The following is a 20584-nucleotide window of genomic DNA, read 5'->3' as shown; positions in this document are numbered from 1 at the left end:
CTAACGCGGTGGACAGTGCGCAAAAAGTGCGATTTTGCCAGCCTGAGGGAAATTCTGCTGAAACATCGTCGAGTGCAGGGCTGTTCTTAAAGACTATTCCCAGAGTCGAGTAAGAAAAATCCGCTGGCCTCGTAGGGTTTTTGAGAAGAATAAAAATAGCGTGAATTGGAGGCCTTTTCGCTTGTTTTGGCGGATGTTTGCCGTCAGATTTTGCTGTTCGAACGCAACGGAGTGCGATGGCCAACATGCAAAAAAGGATGTCTTTTGATGAAGCGATATTTCCAATGGGCGCAAGAAATCAGTCATCTGTCCGAGGAGCAGGTGGAACAGCTTTACCAGCGCTACCTCAACGGCGAAAAAACCGCCGACCTGATCGCCGAGTACAAACTGCCGGATACCGTACGCAGTGTGTTGAAAGTGCTGCCGCCGATCGTCAGTGCTGACCTGACATGCCCGTATTGTGAATTGCCGATGTGGATGCACCGCCCCTCCCGTGGCACCCCGGTTTCCCTGCGCAGTGCTTACAAATGTGTGAATTGCGAGCATCAATACTTCACCGCCGGTGCGGGCTCGCGGCGCAGCGTGTGTGGTTGTGATGCCTGTGTCCGGCTGCGCAAACAGCAACTCGCCGATCAGGCCGAACGTGACCGCAGTGATCTGGCCGCGCGCTACGGTACGCCAAGCCCACCGGTACCCTTTGCCAGTCTTGGATTCCAGCAAAAAGTTGCTCTGCTGGCGTTACTGGATGACGGCGGCCAAGGCGCAGGCGAGCGCATTGCCGCGCTTGATGCTGAAATCAGAGGGGAAAAGCTCACGTCCACCGACGCTTTCAGTGAAGAACTGGTGAAAGGTCTGCACGAGGCGGGCGCCTTGCAAGTCGATACGGCATCGGACATTCGGGCGTTCAATCGGGCCGACGAGTTCAGCATCGGCACGTATTCGGCCGTTTACTGGCGGGCCAACGTCGCGCTGGACGAAGGCGTGCGCTGCACGCGCGATATGCTCTATCTGGCCCTGTACGAAGAGTTGTCCGGGCCTGTGCTGCCGGTTTGGAAGCGTGAGTTGTACGCATTGATCTTCAGGCTCGCGCGGGAGGAATCCATTCAATACGTTCACCTGCAGGCCAATATGGTCGGCATGGCGTTCACCGCCGAAGCCCGCGCCGACTCGGTGATCGGCACGTTGCTGCAGAACTTCTCGGTCAGTCAGATTTACTACTTCGCCAGAGTCGCGGTGAAAAGCGCTGCGCATTTCTATGCCACCGGCAACTCCAAGGGTCGCACTCACGCCTCCAACACCATTCCGCGCAACATGCAGAGCACCGCGCAGCTCGCGTTGGCGGAGAACTGGCGCAAGGACAGCTACCGCGATACGCGCGTGCCGCAGCCGGCCATGACCCGCCTGCTTTACGACGTCGTGCTCAAAGACAGTGGTGCCGGTTTTGCCAAGTCGCCGGGGCTGTTCTGGCGAGACGAATTTGTGCCTCGGTTTCTCACCGGCTCGCCGGTCGCCGCGCCACAGGTCGACTATCCGCAGTTGTTCTGCCGCGAGTGCGACTCCAGCAATGTCGACGCCAGCATGGACAAATTGACCCTGCAGATGCAGTGCTACGACTGCGCCACCGTGAGCAAATTCCGGGCCTACGAAGAGTTGCCGGACTGATCCGTGTCAAAAGCCAGTGCTGAACCGGATGCCACGCTCAGGGTCGATAGAACGGCCGTGAGGGTTTTCGTTTCTGGATATGTAGCCGCCACGGGGCAGCGATTGGCACGAATGTCCCGTAAAACCGGGCATTCCCCCCGTCGTTTTCCGCCACGGCTGCTAGTGTTTACCGGTGCGAAAGCCTTCATTTACCTGCCTATGAACGAATATGTCGCAGCACCGCAAGCAGACACATTGTCGCAGCCATTAAGCTGCGCAACGGATGAGCACCCGTAAAGGCATTGTCGGCAAGCCTGGCAGTCGCTTTTGCAGATGCCCATTCAATGGAAGGTGAATGTGACCTGAGTGTCTCGTCCAGCTTCACCCACCTGTCCCCCTGTTTCCTCTGCCCGAGAATCAGGAACAGGGCGACACAAGCCCCGAAAGGGGTGTTGCACGCGACGCTTTCCATCAATAACAAGCTTAAGCGGAGTACCACAGATGGCGTTCTTCACCGCAGCCAGCAAAGCCGACTTCCAGCACCAACTGCAAGCGGCACTGGCGCAGCACATCAGTGAACAGGCACTGCCACAAGTGGCGCTGTTCGCTGAACAATTCTTCGGCATCATTTCTCTGGACGAGCTGACTCAACGTCGCCTCTCCGACCTCGCTGGCTGTACTCTCTCTGCGTGGCGCCTGCTTGAGCGCTTCGATCACGCGCAACCACAAGTGCGCGTTTACAACCCCGATTACGAGCGTCATGGCTGGCAGTCGACCCACACCGCGGTCGAAGTCCTGCACCACGACCTGCCATTCCTCGTCGACTCGGTTCGTACCGAACTGAACCGTCGCGGCTACAGCATCCACACCCTGCAAACCACCGTGCTCAGCGTGCGTCGTGGCAGCAAGGGCGAGTTGCTGGAAATCCTGCCGAAAGGCACCCAGGGCGACGGCATTCTGCAAGAGTCGTTGATGTACCTGGAAATCGACCGCTGCGCCAACGCGGCCGAACTGAATGTGCTGAGCAAAGAGCTGGAACAGGTTCTCGGTGAAGTCCGCGTTGCGGTCGCCGATTTTGAGCCGATGAAAGCCAAGGTGCAGGAAATCCTCACCAAACTCGACAACAGCGCGTTCGCCGTCGATGCCGAAGAAAAGAACGAAATCAAAAGCTTCCTGGAATGGCTGGTGGGCAACCACTTCACCTTCCTTGGCTACGAAGAGTTCGTGGTCACCGATCAAGCCGATGGCGGCCACATCGAGTACGACCAGAACTCCTTCCTTGGCCTGACCAAACTGCTGCGCACCGGCCTGACCTACGACGACCTGCGCATCGAAGACTACGCGGTGAACTACCTGCGCGAACCGACCCTGCTGTCGTTCGCCAAGGCTGCGCACCCGAGCCGTGTGCACCGTCCGGCTTACCCGGATTACGTGTCGATCCGTGAAATCGACGCCGACGGCAAAGTCATCAAAGAACACCGTTTCATGGGCCTGTACACCTCGTCGGTGTATGGCGAGAGCGTGCGGGTCATCCCGTTCATCCGCCGCAAGGTCGCCGAAATCGAACACCGCTCCGGCTTCCAGTCCAAGGCTCACTTGGGCAAGGAACTGGCGCAGGTACTCGAAGTGCTGCCGCGTGATGACCTGTTCCAGACCCCGGTCGACGAGCTGTTCAGCACCGTGATGTCGATCGTGCAGATCCAGGAACGCAACAAGATCCGCGTGTTCCTGCGCAAAGACCCGTACGGTCGTTTCTGCTACTGCCTGGCCTACGTGCCGCGCGACATCTATTCCACCGAAGTTCGCCAGAAGATCCAGCAAGTGCTGATGGAGCGCCTGAAGGCTTCCGACTGCGAATTCTGGACGTTCTTCTCCGAGTCCGTGCTGGCTCGCGTTCAGCTGATCCTGCGTGTCGACCCGAAAAACCGTCTCGACATCGATCCGCTGCTGCTGGAAAAAGAAGTGGTGCAGGCTTGCCGCAGCTGGCAGGACGACTACGCCGCACTGACCGTCGAAAGCTTCGGCGAAGCCCACGGCACCAACGTGCTGGCGGACTTCCCGAAAGGCTTCCCGGCCGGTTACCGCGAGCGTTTCGCTGCGCATTCGGCCGTGGTCGACATGCAGCACCTGCTGAGCCTCAACGAAAAAAATCCGCTGGTGATGAGCTTCTATCAGCCGCTGGGCCAGGTCTCCGGCCAACGCGAGCTGCATTGCAAGCTGTACCACGCCGACACGCCGCTGGCGCTGTCCGACGTGCTGCCGATTCTGGAAAACCTCGGCCTGCGCGTGCTGGGTGAATTCCCGTACCGTCTGCGTCACACCAATGGCCGCGAGTTCTGGATTCACGACTTCGCGTTCACTGCCGCTGAAGGTCTGGATCTCGACATCCAGCAACTCAACGACACCCTGCAGGACGCCTTTGTCCACATCGTCCGGGGCGAAGCCGAGAACGATGCGTTCAACCGTCTGGTGCTGACCGCCGGCCTGCCTTGGCGCGACGTCGCACTGCTGCGCGCTTACGCCCGTTACCTGAAGCAGATTCGTCTGGGCTTCGATCTGGGTTACATCGCCAGCACCCTGAACAACCACACCGACATCGCTCGCGAGTTGACCCGGTTGTTCAAGACCCGCTTCTATCTGGCGCGCAAGCTCAGCGACGACGATCTGGAAGACAAGCAACAGCGTCTGGAACAAGCGATTCTGACGGCACTGGACGACGTTCAGGTGCTCAACGAAGACCGCATCCTGCGTCGTTACCTCGACCTGATCAAAGCGACCCTGCGTACCAACTTCTATCAGACTGATGCCAACGGCCAGAACAAGTCGTACTTCAGCTTCAAGTTCAACCCGCACGCGATCCCTGAACTGCCGAAGCCAGTGCCGAAGTTCGAAATCTTCGTCTACTCGCCACGCGTTGAAGGCGTGCACCTACGCTTCGGTAACGTCGCCCGTGGCGGTCTGCGCTGGTCCGACCGTGAAGAAGACTTCCGCACCGAAGTTCTTGGCCTGGTAAAAGCTCAACAAGTGAAGAACTCGGTCATCGTGCCAGTGGGCGCGAAGGGCGGCTTCCTGCCGCGCCGCCTGCCTCTGGGCGGCAGCCGTGACGAGATCGCGGCTGAGGGCATCGCCTGCTACCGCATCTTCATTTCCGGTCTGTTGGACATCACCGACAACCTGAAAGACGGCGCGCTGGTGCCGCCATTGAACGTGGTGCGCCACGACGATGACGACCCGTACCTGGTAGTGGCGGCGGACAAGGGCACTGCGACCTTCTCCGACATCGCCAACGGCATCGCCATCGATTACGGCTTCTGGCTGGGTGACGCGTTTGCGTCCGGTGGTTCGGCCGGTTACGACCACAAGAAAATGGGCATTACCGCCAAAGGCGCGTGGGTCGGCGTACAACGTCACTTCCGCGAGCGCGGCATCAATGTTCAAGAAGACAGCATCACTGTTGTCGGCGTCGGCGACATGGCCGGTGACGTGTTCGGTAACGGCCTGTTGATGTCCGACAAGCTGCAACTGGTTGCTGCCTTCAACCACCTGCACATTTTCATCGATCCAAACCCGAACCCGGCGACCAGCTTCGTCGAGCGTCAGCGCATGTTCGACCTGCCGCGTTCGGCCTGGACCGACTACGACACCAGCATCATGTCCGAGGGTGGCGGTATCTTCTCGCGCAGCGCGAAGAGCATCGCAATTTCCCCGCAGATGCAGGAACGCTTCGACATCAAGGCTGACAAGCTGACCCCGACTGAACTGCTGAATGCCTTGCTCAAGGCGCCGGTGGATCTGCTGTGGAACGGCGGTATCGGCACTTACGTCAAGGCCAGCACTGAAAGCCACGCCGATGTCGGCGACAAGGCCAACGATGCATTGCGCGTAAACGGCAACGAGCTGCGCTGCAAAGTCGTGGGCGAGGGCGGTAACCTCGGCATGACCCAATTGGGTCGTGTCGAATTCGGTCTGAATGGCGGCGGTTCCAACACCGACTTCATCGACAACGCCGGTGGCGTGGACTGCTCCGACCACGAAGTGAACATCAAGATCCTGCTGAACGAAGTGGTTCAGGCCGGTGACATGACCGACAAGCAACGCAACCAGTTGCTGGCGAGCATGACCGACGAAGTCGGCAATCTGGTGCTGGGCAACAACTACAAGCAGACTCAGGCGCTGTCGCTGGCGGCGCGTCGTGCTTATGCGCGCATCGCTGAGTACAAGCGTCTGATGGGCGATCTGGAAGGTCGTGGCAAGCTGGACCGTGCCATCGAGTTCCTGCCGACCGAAGAGCAACTGGCCGAGCGCATTGCTGAAGGCCACGGTCTGACCCGTCCTGAGCTGTCGGTGCTGATCTCGTACAGCAAAATCGATCTCAAGGAGCAGCTGTTGGGCTCCTTGGTGCCGGACGACGATTACCTGACCCGCGACATGGAAACGGCGTTCCCGCCGACCCTGGTCAGCAAGTTCTCCGAAGCCATGCGTCGTCACCGTCTGAAGCGCGAGATCGTCAGCACCCAGATCGCCAACGACCTGGTCAACCACATGGGCATCACCTTCGTTCAACGACTCAAAGAGTCGACCGGCATGAGCCCGGCGAACGTCGCTGGCGCTTATGTGATCGTGCGCGACATCTTCCACCTCCCGCACTGGTTCCGTCAGATCGAAGCGCTGGACTATCAGGTTGCCGCTGACGTTCAGCTGGAGCTGATGGACGAGCTGATGCGTCTGGGCCGCCGTGCTACACGCTGGTTCCTGCGTGCCCGTCGCAACGAGCAGAACGCTGCCCGTGACGTCGCGCATTTCGGTCCGCACCTGAAAGAGCTGGGCCTGAAACTCGACGAACTGCTGAGCGGCGAAATCCGTGAAAACTGGCAGGCGCGTTATCAGGCGTACGTCGAAGCCGGTGTGCCGGAATTGCTGGCGCGTATGGTTGCGGGCACCTCGCACCTGTACACCTTGCTGCCAATCATCGAAGCCTCCGACGTGACTGGCCAGAACCCTGCCGAAGTGGCGAAAGCCTACTTCGCCGTGGGCAGTGCGCTGGACATCACCTGGTACCTGCAACAGATCAGCGCGCTGCCGGTTGAAAACAACTGGCAAGCCCTGGCCCGTGAAGCGTTCCGTGATGATGTCGACTGGCAGCAACGTGCGATCACCATCTCCGTCCTGCAACAGGGCGACGGCACACTGGACGTGGAAGCACGTCTGGCGCTGTGGATGGAGCAACACGAAAGCATGATCTCGCGCTGGCGCGCCATGCTGGTGGAAATCCGCGCTGCGAGCGGCACGGACTACGCCATGTACGCGGTGGCCAACCGTGAACTGCTGGATCTGGCGTTGAGCGGGCAAGCAGTAGTGCCTGCAGCGACAGCGAATGCCGAGCTTGAAACGGCATAAGTAAGCGCTGAATGAAAAAGCCCCGGTATCGTGAGATGCCGGGGCTTTTTTGTGTCTCATGGATTGGTACCGACCAGTGTAGGAGCTGCCGAAGGCTGCGATCTTTTGCCTTTAAAAGATCAGGATCAAAAGATCGCAGCCTTCGGCAGCTCCTACAGGGATCGGAGTTCCACAAAACCCGTGGGAGCGGGCTTGCTCGCGAAGAGCCTCTTACATTCAATACAACTTCTGATCTTGTTTAGTATCAAGCATCGACACTTTATCCGCAGGCCGTGCGACTAAATTGTTGAGCGATTGGTCAAACTTTTGCAGCGCCCGAACTTGCACGTCCTGCTGCTGGTTAATATCGGCAACAATCTCTTCCGAGCGTTTGAAGTCCGCCCACACCGGGGTCAGTTCTTTCGCTTCTGAACCTTTCGCCGTGCCGATGTAGTTCAATCCCGCATCATAAAAATCGGCACTGACATCAGCCTTGATATCCGAGCTGCGCGAGGTGATCAGCTGGCTGTGAGTGTCGACGATTGCGGTGACATCCGGTTTGGCTGCACGCAAGCTTTGCATGTCCGGATACACCGTCACTGAACCGAACTGGCGTTGCAGGGAGGCGTTGACCCATTCCACCGCCATGTCCGGTTTCGAGCTGGCGACGTAGGCGTCGTGGATCGGCTGGACCAGCAGGCTCTGGCCGAAACCGGTGCCGGCGTTGGCTTGATAGTCGCGCAGGTATTCGCGGTTGCTCTGGGTGCTTGGGCTGTAGACCACGCCGAGCGATACGCCGGGACCGCTTTTTACCTGAGTGGCGCTACTGCGACCTGTTGGATGCGGCAGCAGGGTATCGAGAGACGAGACTGCTTTTGGCGCCGTCGGCACTGAACAGGCGGAGAGGGCTAAAACCGATATTGCCAACATACTGGTGAACGCAAGTTTCATGGTGTTTCTCCCGTGAAACAACATCAGTCGGAAAGTTTAAAGTTGCCGTCAATGACGGCAGTTAATTCAGACTACCCCCGTCGCGCGGCAAATAAGCTGACAATTTGCTGTCTGGTTTTGTATTGAATAGTTTTATTTGCTGTAACCCGATCCGGTTAATTGCATCGGGATATAAAAAGGCGCAAATCGGCAATTTGCACCTTTTTATTTATGGCTGGCTAAACAACCATCAGTTTTTCAGCGGAATCAGCACTTGCTCATCCGGGGACAGCACCATGAACACCAGCAACTTGGCTGGCTTGGTTTGGCTGGCGTTTTTCGAGACCAAATGCTCGGAACCGGCGGGCTCGTACCAGAACTGACCTTTCTTGTAGGTGATCGCCTGTTCGCCCTTCACCTGAGAGATCACTTCGCCTTCGAGCACGTAGGCCATCGCGGTGCCGTCGTGTTTGTGAGCGATGGAAGACTGGCCGGGTTTGTAGTCGACTTCGATCATCATGGCTTTTTTGCCGGGGGCGTTTTTCAGCATCTGGTCTTGCAGTACGGTGACTTTTTCCGAGGGGTCGTGGGCGAAGGCCGAGGTGGAGAGGGCCAGGGCGAGGGCGGCAGCGACAAGGTGCAGGGTTTTCATGGTGGATTACCGGTTGGGGGGTGGTTGGTAATCACAGTAGTCCGAGGGGCGGGGCAAGCAAACGGCCAATATTCGGGAAGATTGGGTGACCAATTACGGTTTGCACAAAAAGCAAAGATCGCAGCCTTCGGCAGCTCCTACAGTGAACGAATTCCAATGTAGGAGCTGCCGAAGGCCGCGATCTTTTGATTTTCTAAACAATGGGAAAGCTGTTGAAGTCCACACTATTGGCCAGCCGGCTATCAATCAAGTCTATAAACCCCTGCGCTTCAGGCCGGTTGAAATGCGCCTGCATCGCCGCTTCCGACTGCCAGCGCGCACTGACCGTCCAGCGGTGGCTGTCCTCGGGGCAGCGGTCGACCAGGTAGGAATCGCAGCCCGGCGTTTCGCGCAGGGTTTCGACGATCCTTTGCAGTTGCTTGCCCAGCTCGTCAGAGCGGCCGGCAGCAGCCTGCACTTGCACCGTGTTGATCACTTCGTTGGACATTGCTCACACTCCTGAATCAGGCCGGACGAATCCTGCTCATTGAGGGATAACGCCTGTGCAGAATAGGCCTGCACCCGCCGATCACCAATAACCAATCGGCGGTTAATCCGTTAGGCCAATCGCTCAGGCGACTTGCTGGAGAATGTCGCGCAGGCGATCGAGGGCGATATCAATGTCCAGGGTATCAATCGCGCCGAAGCCAAAGTACAAACCATCACGCGGCGTCTGCTGGTAATAAAAGCCATTGATGGCGTAGAGACCGACTTCGACCTTTTTCGCCAGTTCGATCACCAGCGGCAGGTCGATCGGCACTTTGCAAAACACCGCCATGTGGAATCCGGCACTGGCCGGCACCGCATCAAGCCAAGGCGACAGATCGCTGGCCATGCGCGCCAGAATCCGTTCGCGGCGCTGCGCATAAATCGTGTGGCAGCGGCGAATATGCTTGAGCAAACAGCCCTCGGCGATGAACTTGGCCAGCGCCCATTGCGGCAGGGTGGACGCGTGCAAATCGGTGAGCTGCTTGGCGCGGATCACCGCTTCGAGGATCGCCGGCGGCAGAATTCCGTAGCCCAGGCGCAACTCGGGCAGCAAGGTTTTCGAGAAGGTGCCGACATAGGCGACGAGACCGCGCTGGTCGAGGTTGTACAGCGAATCAGTGGGCCGGCCTTCGTAGCGAAACTCGCTGTCGTAGTCATCCTCAATGATGATTGCGCCGAGCTCATGCGCACGCACCAGCAAGGCTTCGCGGCGCGCCTGACTCATCGGCATGCCCAACGGAAACTGGTGCGACGGCGTCACGTAAATCAGCCGCGTGCCTTCGGGAATGTGTTCGACCTGAATGCCCTCGGCATCCACTGGAATACCGACCACGGTGGCCCCGTGCGTGCCGAACAGCAGGCGAGCTGGCGGATAGCCCGGGTCTTCCATCGCCACCAGACTGCCAGGACGCAGCAGCACGCGAGCGATCAGATCCAGCGCCTGTTGCGCGCCGTTGCAGACCACGATGTCTTCGTCCTGACAGTTCACCCCACGAGAAAATGCGATGTGTCGGGCAATCGCGTTGCGCAGCGACGGCAAACCTTCGGCAACGCTGTAAAAGCCTTTCGACTGCGCCATCTGCCGCATCGCATGGGCGACGCACCGACGCCAGTCATCCTGCGGAAACTGGCCCTTGCTGGTGGCGCCGCCAATGAAGTCGTAACGCAGCGAACCTTCCAGTGTCGGGTGCCGCAGAAATACCGGCAGATTGCGCCAGCTCTCGATCACCTCGGCACTGGCCAATTCGCTGTGACTTTGCTTGCGCTGAACCTGCGCCGGGCGCGCGTTGACGTAGGTGCCTTTGCCGATCACGCCGGTGAGGAAGTTTTCGTAGGTCAGTTGCGCGTAGGTGTCGGAGATGGTTTTGCGCGAGATCCCCAGTTGCTCGGCGAGCAAGCGGCTGGGCGGCAATTGCGTGCCAGCGGCCAGACGCCCGGATTCGATGGCGCCGCGCAGCTGTTGGTACAACTGACCGGCGAGATCCTTGCGGCCGTTGATCACGACATGAAGTTCCATACCGACGTGGCTCCGAGGCAATGTGAAGTGCCCGCCAGATTAGCGCTGTTGGGCGATTGGCAGAAGTTGCGCAGCACAAATACCCGAAATTGGCATAAACCCCTGTAGGAGCTGCCGAAGGCTGCGATCTCTTGATGTTGCTTTTTAAGATCAAGAGATCGCAGCCTTCGGCAGCTCCTACAGGGGATTTGTGTTTAGCGCGCTATTGGTGTGGCACTTTTCCGTGGAATTGGGGCTGTAACGCTAACCTCTTGGCGCTTACTTTGAAGTCTTTATTGCGCCTGCCGAGATCAAGCCATGTCCCCGCGTCTGGATTACTACAGCGCCTCACCCAAAGCGATGAAAGCGATGATTGCCATGGAGGCGCTGACCAGCAACTTGAGCATCGAACAGCCGTTGCTGCAACTGATCAAGATCCGCGCCTCGCAACTTAACGGCTGTGCGTTTTGCACGGATATGCATTCGGTCGAAGCCCGGCGAGCGGGGGAGAGTGACCGGCGGTTGTATGCGATTGCAGTGTGGCGTGACAGCGGGTTTTTCAATCCTCGTGAACGCGCGGCACTGGTCTGGGCGGAGGCGGTGACCTTGTTGGCGGAAAGCCATGTGCCGGATGACGTGTATCAACAGGCGCGCGAGCAGTTTAACGAAGCGGAACTGGTCGACCTGACCATGGCCGTGACCACGATCAACAGCTGGAATCGCCTGGCGGTGAGTTTTCGGCAAACCCCGAGTGATTAATTGCTCGCCACCGTTAAAACTGTAGGAGCAAAGCTTGCTCGCGAAAGCGGTGGCTCATTCAAAGAATATGTTGGCAGGAGTGGCCTCTTCGCGAGCAAGCTCTGCTCCTACAAGGTTTCGGTAGGTTAGTTGTTGTTAGTTGGATTTAGTGTTGCCTGGGCAACACTTATGTTGCTCTAAGCACACTCCGCCAAGCCGATATAACCTAAGCGTTATTGGTTCTTTTGCCACAGCCCTCCGCTCGTCTAGCATCGGCCTCCAAGGGGAAAAGCTTACTTTTGGGGATCCTGCGTTCTATTTGCACTTTCCGATCTAACAGCCTTCGCTGCCTTCCTGTTTTATAAAACTACAGCAGACATTGCCGTGCACTGATTGCCGACGACTTTTGGTTGGCAGGGCCGGGTATTAGCTGCGATTCAAGGAGCTGTTGCATGTATTACCGTTCGCGTTCATTACTCGCTGCTGCTGTGCTCACGTCCATCTGGCAACTTCCCGCGCAAGCTGACGATGAAGCCAAACTCGATACCGTATTGGTGACCGGCACTCGTGGCACATCGCGCACCGTGCTGGATTCGCCAGTGCCGGTCGACGTGCTCACCGCTGATGACCTGAAAGCCGCCGGCGCGGCGGATGGCGAATTGGGCGCAGCGTTGCAGACGCTGTTGCCATCGTTCAGCCTGCCGCGCCAGTCCAACTCCGGCGGTGCCGACCATGTACGCGCCGCCCAACTGCGCGGCATGAGCCCGGATCAGGTGCTGGTGTTGGTCAACGGCAAACGCCGGCACACTTCGGCGGTGGTCAACGACTCCTCGAAAATCGGTCGCGGCACGGCGCCGGTGGATTTCAACTCAATCCCGATCAGCGCGATCAAACGCATCGAAGTGCTGCGCGATGGCGCCGGTGCGCAATACGGCTCCGATGCGATTGCCGGGGTGATCAACATCATCCTCGACGACGCCCCCGAGGGCGGCGAAGTGACGACGAGCTACGGCGCCTATCACACCCATCAGGACGCGATTGGCAAAACCACCACCGACGGCCAGAACAGCGTGACCACCGCCAAGATCGGCACGCGCCTCGGCGAGGAGGGCGGCTTCATTCGCGGCGGCACCGAGTACAAGGATCGCAACCCGACCAATCGCGCCGGTTTCGACGGCTTCGACGACATCCCCAACCAGCGCAACTACGTGATGGGCGACGGCATCGCCCGCGACGTCAACCTGTGGTTCAACAGCGAACTGCCGCTGGCCGGCGGCAAGGCTTACAGCTTCGGCACCTACAACCAGCGCCACACCACCGGCGCCGAATTCTATCGCTACCCGTACGAGCAGCCGCAGTTCTACCCCAACGGCTACCTGCCGCAATCGCTCGGCGACAACAAGGACGTCTCGGCCACCGCCGGTTTCAAAGGCATGATCGGCGACGACTGGGACTTCGACAGCAGCGTCACCCATGGCCGCAATCGCTTCGATGGATCGACGCGGCGTACGCTCAACGTCAGTCTCGGTGAAGACTCTCCCACCGAGTTCGATACCGGCGATTACGAGTTGCGCCAGACCACGACCAACCTCGATTTCACTCGCGAACTGCGCCTCGGCGAACGCTCATTTGTGTTGGCCGTCGGCGGCGAATACCGCTACGAAAACTACCTGACTTACGCCGGTGACGCGGCTTCCTATGTCGGCTCCGGAGCCGATGGCGCCAATGGACTGCGCCCGAGTGAAGAGTCGGATCTGGATCGCAATGTGTTCGGTACTTACGCCGAGTTGTCCGGCGATCTCACCGACCGTTTCTTCGTCGACGCCGCCACGCGCTGGGAGCATTACGACGACGCCGGCAGCAAACTCACCGGCAAACTCAGTGGCCGCTACAAACTCACCGAGCAGTGGGCGGTGCGCGGCGCGGTGTCGAACAACTTCCGCGCGCCGTCTCTGGCGCAGAGCGGTTTCCAGAACACCACCAGCAACTTCGGCGACGGCGGCACGCTGACCGACATTCGCGTGCTCTCCGTCAACGACCCGATCGCCCGTGCATTGGGCGCAGAAAAACTTGATCCGGAAACCTCGAAAAACTTCAGCCTCGGCCTGACGTTCCAGTTGAACGAACGCTTCGATGCGTCGCTGGACGTGTTCCGCATCGACGTCAAAGACCGCATCACCCTGTCGCAACGCATCGGCAGCGATGCGCTGGAAAATTACATCAATGACAACTTCGGCGTGGCCGGCATACATGACGTCAACTTCTTCACCAACGCCGCCGACACCAGCACCCACGGCGCCGAATTGGTGCTCAACTATCATCAGCCGTTCTACGAAGGGCAACTCGGCCTGACCACCGCGTACACCTACAACCACACCAAAGTCACCAGCACCAAAGGCACGCCGTCGCAACTGACCGCGCTAGGCATCGGCAATGACGCGCTGGTCGGCGTCGAAGAAACCAACACCTTGACCGACGCCGCGCCGAAGGATCGCTTCATCTTTTCCGCCAACTGGGCCAGCGAACATTGGGGCTTGCTCGGGCGTTTGACCCGTCAGGGTGAGACTACTCGTGTGTTTGATTTCGGTGATTCGCAACCGGAGCAGACCTACGGCGCGGTGTGGCAACTGGACGCCGAGGTGGCCTACAAATTCACCCCGAAATTCAACATCGCCGTCGGTGGCAATAACCTCACCGACAACTACCCGGAACGCTCCGGCTCGGCGATCAACTACGGCGGCAACTTGCCGTACGACGTGCTCTCACCAATCGGCACCAACGGCGCTTACTACTACGCTCGCGCCACCTATGGTTTCTAACGCCGGGCCGGGGCGGCATCTGCCGGTGTTCCAGGCGCTGCTGATTACGCTGGGCATGGTGATCACCACCGACATCCTGAAAACCGCGCCGACCGTGGCGCTCAATGTCGGGCCCGAGCACTTCTACCTGGTGTGGGTGCTTGGCGGCGTGACGTCGATGATCGGCGCGCTGTGCTTTGCGGAAATGGCCACAGCGTTTCCGCATCCCGGCGGCGACTACCATTTTCTGCGCACGGCGTATGGCGAGCGCATGGGGTTTCTGTTCGCGTGGTCGCGGTTTTCGGTGATGCACACCGGGTGGATTGCGTTGTCGGCGTTTATGTTTGCCGATTACATGAATGCGGTGGTGCCGCTGGGACAGTTCGGATCGGGGCTGTTTGCCGGGGCGGTGATCGCGGCGTTGGTGCTGCTGAATCTGACGGGCAAGCACATCGGTTTCATCACGCAGACATTGCTGGTTGGCTTGCTCGCGTTGGGCTTTTTGAGCATCGCCAGTGCGGGTGTTTTTCTGGCGTGGCAAGGGGTTGAACCGCCGGCGCTAAGCTCGGCGGTATTGCCGGAAAATACCGGCATGGCCGGGTTTTCGGCGGCGATGATTTTTGTGTTTCTGGCGTTCGGCGGCTGGAGTGATGCGGCGACGTTATCGGCGGAAGTGCGCGATGGTCGGCGAGGGATTTTCATCGCCATGATTGGTGCGCTGACGGTGTTGATGATTATCTATCTGGCGCTGAATTGGGCGTTTGTTCAGGGGCTGGGATTTGCCGGATTGGCGGCGAGTAATGCGCCGGCAGTTGAACTGCTCAACCGCGCTTTTGGCGCGCCCGGGGTCATGCTGATTCTGCTGATGGTGGGGATTGCGGCGATCGCCACGATCAATTCGACGTTGTTGGTCGGCGCGCGCACCACTTACGCTGCGGCTCGCGATGTACCGCAGTTGCGCAGTTTTGGTGATTGGGATGATCGCCATGGCGTACCGCGCAAAGCGTTGCTGGCGGAGGGCGCGGTGGCGTTGTTGCTGGTGATGTTCGGCAGTTTTACTCAGAGCGGGTTTAACACCATGGTCGAGTATTTGACCCCGGTGTATTGGTTGTTTTTGAGTTTGAGCAGTGTCGCGTTGATCATATTGCGGCGGCGGTTTCCTGAGGTGGCGAGGCCGGTGCGGGTGCCGTTGTATCCGCTGTTGCCGTTGCTGTTTTTTGGGTTGTGCCTGTACATGCTGTATTCCAGCGTGACGGTGGTCGGGTATGGGGCGTTTTTGGGGATTGGCGTTCTTTTGGCTGGCGTGGTGGTTTTGGCCGGGTTGAGTCGCTTAACGGCAAACCCTCACCCCAGCCCTCTCCCGAAGGGAGAGGGGGCCGACCTAGGTGTCTTGAGTGATACATCGACCTGAAAGACCAAGTCGATTATGGATTCGGCAACGCAAGTCCAAGTCGGCGAACCCCTCAAATATCCCCCAATCAGTCCCCTCTCCCTCGGGGAGAGGGCTAGGGTGAGGGGCTCTTAAAACGACACCTCCGCCGGCTGCGACAACCGCAGCACCGACAAATCCCCGGTAATATGCTTATACGCCAACCGAATCGCCTCGATATCGCTGCTACGTTTCGCACTGTTCTCATGCAAAATCACAATGACTTTAGTGCTCAAACGCTCCGGCTCCTTCGCGCCTTTATCGCTCCACTGCCCATAAGCATCAAGTACCGTGAACCCATCCGGAAACCGCGGCGTCACTTCCTTGTCGAGAAACTCGCGCCAGCGCGCCGGGCTGACCGCGCCTTCCTTGCGATCGATCGATCCCACCGAGAAGTACAACTCAGTGCGCAACCACTGCGCCTGCGCCGGCCGTGAGGCATCGCCTTGCAGGGTTGAACTGGCAGGATCGTGGGTGTGAACGGACGCAGGAGGAGGGCTGGCGCAACCGGCGACTGCGACGAACAGTGCCGCCAGTAAAAGACGTTGAGGCATGGAACATCCTTATTGATGATTGGGCGAACCCGGCGAGTATAAGGTCGCCGTTTCATCACCAATAAAGACCTAAAAAGCAGGCTGATAGGCGCTTCCGGAATAACCCTTGGGTCGCTGCGCAACGAACGATCCGAAAGCCTGTAGGAGCTGTCGAGTGAAACGAGGCTGCGATCTTTTGATCGTGTTTTTTTTACAAGACAAGATCAAAAGATCGCAGCGTTCCGCAGCTCCTTGTATGTTGCCCTCACACCAGTCAATTGAGATCTAGGCTCACTGGTGCGGACATACGAAGATGTTTTTCTGGGGGAGACCGATCGCTCCTAAAGGCAGGACTTGCTCCTGACCTTGTCTGTAGAGAGGTCCCCCCGCCTCATTGCCCACCACGAAGAGTATCGAGAAGCCGACGAGTCGGACTTCGCATTACAAGGTTGCAGTGGCATGAAGTTCGAGGTCAGGGGAACCAGGAAGCATTTTTAACCCAGTTCACTCGGAGTTGAAAGCATGAGCATGCATGTCGGTTTGGATGTGGGGTCTCGCACGACCGCCATGGGTTGGCGTAACGACGGTCGTTTTGCAGGCGCCTGCAACATCGACCAAACACCCGCAGGGCGTAAGGCGGCGATCAACAAGTTGCTCGAACTCAAGCCTTTATCCGTGGTGATGGAAGCCACCGGCATCTATTACCTGGATTTGGCCATGGAGCTCGCTGCGGCGGGTTTGCCCGTTTCGGTTATCAATCCGAAGAGCTTTCATAACTTCGCCAAGCTGATGCTGAAAAACAGCAAAACCGATGCAATCGATGCCCAATTGCTAGCTGAATACGGCGAGCGCATGAGCCCAAGATTGTGGACTCCACCTACAGCCATACAGCTGGAGTTGCGGGCTATCGGAAGGCATATCAATCGTCTGACATGTCATCGCACCCGAGCCAAGAACGAGCTGCATGCGCTGAAGGCTACTCAAACAACCCTGACGATGTTGATTGAAGACGAAGAAGAAGCCATTGAGGCCTTCGACAAGCGAATCGAGCGTTTCAGGCTCGCAGGCCGGGCACTGATCGACAATTGCCCGACGTTAAGCGCCCAGTTCGGGCACATGATCGCAGCGCCGGGGATGGGCGAAATTTCAGTATTTGCGGCACTGGCTGAATTGACGACCTTGCCGGTGACGCTTAAATCCGCGCAGGTCAGCCGACATGCAGGACTCGATGTGCGGCTTACGCAATCAGGTACCAGCATCGATAAACCTGGGCGGATAAGTAAGGGCGGAAACGCCTACCTACGCTCAGCGATGTATATGCCAGCGCTGACCGCCATTCGTTGCGACAGCAACGTGAAAGCCTTTTACGAAGCGCTGATCGGGCGAGGAAAGAGAAAGATGCAGGCGATCGTCGCCGTCATGCGCAAATACCTGACCGGTCTGTGGGCTTGCATGCAAGCCGGAGAAGATTTCGATACGGCCAAGCTTTTTAGCGCAAAAGACCTCGCAAAAGCTTGACCGTAAACAGAGTATCTACAGGGGCATCAGGGTGGGGGCGATGCCAACGCAATCCCGGCCGCTCCCAGCCGTTTGAGAATCTCGAACAAAAGATCACTCTTGGTCACCCCGACAATCCTCGGGCTGCCGACATAACCGGTCACCGTCAGCGTAATCCCGTCCGGCGACAACTTGCTGAAGCGCACAAACGACGCCGGTTTTTCGAGGATGGTTTCGTTCTCGTGGTACGTGTTCAGCAGCAGATCCTTCACTGCTTCAGGATCGATATCCAGCGGAAAAACCAACTCCAGCGACGCGACACCCTGAGCGCTACCACCCAGCGTGACGTTGCGCAGATTCTGCGAGATCAACTGCGAGTTCGGCACGATCACAATCGAGCGATCGCTGAGCTGAATTTCGGTGGCGCGCACGTTGATCCGGCGGATATCACCCTCGACGCCGCTGATGCTGATCAAATCGCCCACCTTCACCGGCCGCTCGGTCAGCAGAATCAGACCGGAAACAAAGTTCTTCACGATCTCCTGCAAACCGAAACCAATACCCACCGACAGCGCACTGACGATCCACGCCAGGTTCGTCCACTGCACGCCCAACGACGACAGCGTCAGCAGAATCACGAACGCGTAACCGATGTTGGAAAACAGCGTGCTCAGTGACGCACACATCCCTGGATCCATGTCGGTCTTGGGCAGGAATTCATTGTCGAGCCACCGGCTCAGGGCGCGGATCAGCCAGATACCGATCAACAGCGCGAGTACCGCGTTAAGCAAATGCGAAGGGACGATGTTGAACTTGCGCAACCCGGCACCGCCGAGGATCGCCATGATGTTGGTCGCCAACTGCCCGAGCGTGGTGCCGATGCCACCGACAAACAAGGCGATCACCGCCAGCAGCAACAGCGCCGCGCGGCTGAAACCGGACAATAGAATCGAGATCTGATCGAGGCGCCGATCGCCTATTCCCAGCAACTGTTTGAGCGCCTTGCCGCTCGCATGCTTGGGCGAGAACGCGTATTCGCAGCCGTCCTTGATCACCTGAATCAGCAAGTAAAAACCCGACAGCACAATGTAGGCCCAGACCACTTCATAGGTGATGAAACGGGCCAGCGATACGTAACCGGTGAGCAGCGCAATCGCCGAGACGAACATCGAAATACTGGCGATGGTGTACATCACCCCGGCGAACGTACTGTTCGCTTGCGTGTCATTGGCGGCGACCAACGCTTTGCGCACCTTGCCGACGCGCAGCAGCAGTGTCACCACAATCACCATGACCACAATCGATGTCACGCCGCGCCCGGTCAGAACGATCTGACTGCTCATGCCGGTGGCGTTGCACACCTGCACCAGCGTCACCAGCACCAGCAATGTGCCGGAAAGAATGCGTGGAAAGCGCTTCAGTGCCTGCGCGACCTGATCATGAATGGCCGGCAAGCGCCACGATGGATGATCGATCGACAACAGCGCACGGCTCAACCCGGTAATCAGTACGCAGGCGTACACAGCCTTCTCGAATTCCTCGGAAAACGTCGACAGCACCGGCGTCAGCGGCGCGTGACGGGTGAGCGCGTAATACAGCAGATGCAGGGCGAGGGCGGTGGTCGCAATCGTCGCCAGCGCCGAAGCAAACGCCAGCGCACTGCGGCGCAAACGACCTTCCGGCATGCGGTGGATGCAAACCCAGGTCAAGCCGCGCTCGGCCAGACGACGGCCGAACGTCCACACCACCAGTGCCAGCGCGAGCAGCACCAGCGTATAAAAATACCGCCCCGGCGCCCACACCGTCGCCCAGGTGTCAGAAACTTGATCAACGAAAAAACTGAAACGCTGCCGATCATCCCGCGAAGGATTGACCAGCGGTGCCCAGAAGTCCGGGTTCAACACACTCAGGGTGCCGAGCGTCAACTCGCTTTCAAGCAATGTGCGGCGGATGCCGGCGATCTGCGTGATCAGATCCGCCGCACTTTGCTTCAGCGCCGCCAGACTTTTCAGCGTGCCGTCGACTTTGTTTTTTTGCTCCGTCAGCGTCGCTCGCTGCGCGACGATATCCGCTTGCTCGGCGGCGATCTCGGTGTCCGGCGCTGCGCCCAAAACGCCCAGTTGCACGGTCAGTTGCGCCTGTTGCGGTAACAACGCCGCCGACAATTTATCGACGTCCAGAATGAATGCCTGCACCCGATCCTGTGGGCCTTCGAGTTGGTTGTAATTGTTCGCGGCGGAGATTTGCTGTTTCAGGCCATCGAGGCGTTGTTGCAGGGCTTGCAGGTCACTTTGCGAAATGACCGGAAGCGGCGTGGCGGCGGTCGCGGCAGGTGCTGGCAGATCGGCGGCCCACAGCGATGGACTGCCGGCGGTGAGCAGCATGAATGCGATGAGAAACAACGACTTCAACGTGTTGCGCATGGGACAGACCGACTCTCGATGAACACACAGTCTAAGAGGTTAGGTGATCAGGCCGATTGGAGTGAAAAAGTTTCAGGGCAGGAGGTGGATTAATTGCGGTTCCAGAGCTTGTGCGTGGATGTCGAGCAGGGCGAGGGTGACCGGCAGTTTGAAACGCCGCCGCCCAGCGCTGCCCGGATTCAAGTACAGCCGATCGCCGCGCCACTCGATCAAGGGTTTGTGGGAATGGCCGGTGATGATGAGGCGGGTGCGGCTGTCGAGCAGGGCGGGGACGTCGGCGATGTCGTGGGTCAGCAGCGCTGGCCAGCCATTGAGGTTGAGGGTGAGGTGATCGGGAAGGTCGGTGGCCCAAGCCAGGTTCAAGTCGTTGTTGCCGCGCACGGCGTGAACCGGGGCGATTTGCGCCAGTTGGCTGAGGATGTCAGCGCCGCCGATGTCGCCGCCGTGGAGGATCAGTTCGACGCTTTCGATCGCGGTTAACGCTTCGGGGCGCAGGAGGCCGTGAGTGTCGGAAATGATGGCAATTTTCATAGGGAACAGATTA

General features: G+C 58.6%; 13 protein-coding genes. 6 read left to right on the top strand and 7 right to left on the bottom strand.

Annotation, left to right across the window (positions count from 1 at the left end; all coding sequences use genetic code 11):
• Positions 1-267 precede the first annotated feature (267 nt).
• Both ACP3TY_RS13750 and ACP3TY_RS13745 read left to right on the top strand, forming a co-directional pair.
• Entirely contained in the window at positions 268-1662 is a 1395-nt protein-coding gene (locus tag ACP3TY_RS13750; protein ID WP_426620320.1) for a hypothetical protein, read from the top strand.
• A gap of 480 nt (positions 1663-2142) precedes the next feature.
• Positions 2143-7038, top strand: coding sequence for an NAD-glutamate dehydrogenase (locus ACP3TY_RS13745; protein WP_053121128.1), 4896 nt, complete (start codon positions 2143-2145; stop codon positions 7036-7038).
• Positions 7039-7254: 216 nt separating this feature from the next.
• Here the strand turns inward: ACP3TY_RS13745 and ACP3TY_RS13740 are convergent, their stop codons facing one another.
• The 4 genes from ACP3TY_RS13740 to ACP3TY_RS13725 all read right to left on the bottom strand — a co-directional run bounded on the left by ACP3TY_RS13740 (position 7255) and on the right by ACP3TY_RS13725 (position 10643).
• The gene (locus ACP3TY_RS13740) at positions 7255-7968 is read right to left on the bottom strand and encodes an ATPase (protein WP_426620319.1); all 714 of its coding nucleotides are present in this window, start codon (positions 7966-7968) and stop codon (positions 7255-7257) included.
• Positions 7969-8197: 229 nt separating this feature from the next.
• Positions 8198-8599, bottom strand: a complete 402-nt coding sequence (locus tag ACP3TY_RS13735) for a cupin domain-containing protein (protein ID WP_212546079.1) — start codon at positions 8597-8599, stop codon at positions 8198-8200.
• 193 nt (positions 8600-8792) lie between these two features.
• The gene (locus ACP3TY_RS13730) at positions 8793-9086 is read right to left on the bottom strand and encodes a putative quinol monooxygenase (RefSeq protein ID WP_053121122.1); all 294 of its coding nucleotides are present in this window, start codon (positions 9084-9086) and stop codon (positions 8793-8795) included.
• A gap of 123 nt (positions 9087-9209) precedes the next feature.
• Complete coding sequence (locus ACP3TY_RS13725; protein WP_426620318.1) at positions 9210-10643, bottom strand: PLP-dependent aminotransferase family protein; 1434 nt, start codon at positions 10641-10643, stop codon at positions 9210-9212.
• A 297-nt stretch (positions 10644-10940) separates the two neighbouring features.
• Between ACP3TY_RS13725 and ACP3TY_RS13720 the strand changes: the two genes are divergently transcribed.
• From ACP3TY_RS13720 to ACP3TY_RS13710, 3 genes are all read left to right on the top strand, one after another.
• The gene (locus tag ACP3TY_RS13720; protein ID WP_426620317.1) at positions 10941-11381 is read left to right on the top strand and encodes a carboxymuconolactone decarboxylase family protein; all 441 of its coding nucleotides are present in this window, start codon (positions 10941-10943) and stop codon (positions 11379-11381) included.
• 431 nt (positions 11382-11812) lie between these two features.
• Positions 11813-14179 (top strand): TonB-dependent receptor plug domain-containing protein, encoded by a 2367-nt coding sequence (locus ACP3TY_RS13715; RefSeq protein ID WP_053121115.1) that lies wholly within the window; start codon positions 11813-11815, stop codon positions 14177-14179.
• Positions 14169-15569: an APC family permease gene (locus ACP3TY_RS13710; RefSeq protein ID WP_426620314.1), complete on the top strand. Its 1401-nt coding sequence runs from the start codon at positions 14169-14171 to the stop codon at positions 15567-15569. Before ACP3TY_RS13715 ends, ACP3TY_RS13710 begins: the two co-directional genes overlap by 11 nt.
• Before the next feature lie 110 nt (positions 15570-15679).
• Here ACP3TY_RS13710 and ACP3TY_RS13705 read toward each other — a convergent pair whose 3' ends face one another.
• Positions 15680-16141: a DUF3574 domain-containing protein gene (locus ACP3TY_RS13705; protein ID WP_426620313.1), complete on the bottom strand. Its 462-nt coding sequence runs from the start codon at positions 16139-16141 to the stop codon at positions 15680-15682.
• A 501-nt stretch (positions 16142-16642) separates the two neighbouring features.
• On the opposite strand from ACP3TY_RS13705, the gene ACP3TY_RS13700 reads away from it, so the two are divergent.
• Positions 16643-17638: an IS110 family transposase gene (locus ACP3TY_RS13700; RefSeq protein WP_426617800.1), complete on the top strand. Its 996-nt coding sequence runs from the start codon at positions 16643-16645 to the stop codon at positions 17636-17638.
• 26 nt (positions 17639-17664) lie between these two features.
• Here the strand turns inward: ACP3TY_RS13700 and ACP3TY_RS13695 are convergent, their stop codons facing one another.
• Together ACP3TY_RS13695 and ACP3TY_RS13690 are read right to left on the bottom strand one after the other, a co-directional pair.
• A complete protein-coding gene (locus ACP3TY_RS13695; protein WP_426620312.1) occupies positions 17665-20040 on the bottom strand; it encodes a DUF3772 domain-containing protein in 2376 nt (791 codons plus the stop codon).
• Between the two features lie 72 nt (positions 20041-20112).
• Complete coding sequence (locus ACP3TY_RS13690; RefSeq protein ID WP_426620311.1) at positions 20113-20571, bottom strand: metallophosphoesterase family protein; 459 nt, start codon at positions 20569-20571, stop codon at positions 20113-20115.
• Positions 20572-20584 lie beyond the last annotated feature (13 nt).

Source organism: Pseudomonas rustica, from assembly GCF_049959085.1.
In the GTDB taxonomy this organism is placed as follows: domain Bacteria; phylum Pseudomonadota; class Gammaproteobacteria; order Pseudomonadales; family Pseudomonadaceae; genus Aquipseudomonas; species Aquipseudomonas rustica.
The sequence above is the reverse complement of the archived record's forward strand: the minus strand, read 5'-3'. Positions and strand labels throughout refer to the sequence as shown.

Coding starts and splice junctions, on each gene's coding strand:
- ACP3TY_RS13750 (WP_426620320.1), top strand. CDS start 268: ATGAAGCGATATTTCCAATGGGCGCAAGAAATCAGTCATCTGTCCGAG.
- ACP3TY_RS13745 (WP_053121128.1), top strand. CDS start 2,143: ATGGCGTTCTTCACCGCAGCCAGCAAAGCCGACTTCCAGCACCAACTG.
- ACP3TY_RS13740 (WP_426620319.1), bottom strand. CDS start 7,968: ATGAAACTTGCGTTCACCAGTATGTTGGCAATATCGGTTTTAGCCCTC.
- ACP3TY_RS13735 (WP_212546079.1), bottom strand. CDS start 8,599: ATGAAAACCCTGCACCTTGTCGCTGCCGCCCTCGCCCTGGCCCTCTCC.
- ACP3TY_RS13730 (WP_053121122.1), bottom strand. CDS start 9,086: ATGTCCAACGAAGTGATCAACACGGTGCAAGTGCAGGCTGCTGCCGGC.
- ACP3TY_RS13725 (WP_426620318.1), bottom strand. CDS start 10,643: ATGGAACTTCATGTCGTGATCAACGGCCGCAAGGATCTCGCCGGTCAG.
- ACP3TY_RS13720 (WP_426620317.1), top strand. CDS start 10,941: ATGTCCCCGCGTCTGGATTACTACAGCGCCTCACCCAAAGCGATGAAA.
- ACP3TY_RS13715 (WP_053121115.1), top strand. CDS start 11,813: ATGTATTACCGTTCGCGTTCATTACTCGCTGCTGCTGTGCTCACGTCC.
- ACP3TY_RS13710 (WP_426620314.1), top strand. CDS start 14,169: ATGGTTTCTAACGCCGGGCCGGGGCGGCATCTGCCGGTGTTCCAGGCG.
- ACP3TY_RS13705 (WP_426620313.1), bottom strand. CDS start 16,141: ATGCCTCAACGTCTTTTACTGGCGGCACTGTTCGTCGCAGTCGCCGGT.
- ACP3TY_RS13700 (WP_426617800.1), top strand. CDS start 16,643: ATGAGCATGCATGTCGGTTTGGATGTGGGGTCTCGCACGACCGCCATG.
- ACP3TY_RS13695 (WP_426620312.1), bottom strand. CDS start 20,040: ATGCGCAACACGTTGAAGTCGTTGTTTCTCATCGCATTCATGCTGCTC.
- ACP3TY_RS13690 (WP_426620311.1), bottom strand. CDS start 20,571: ATGAAAATTGCCATCATTTCCGACACTCACGGCCTCCTGCGCCCCGAA.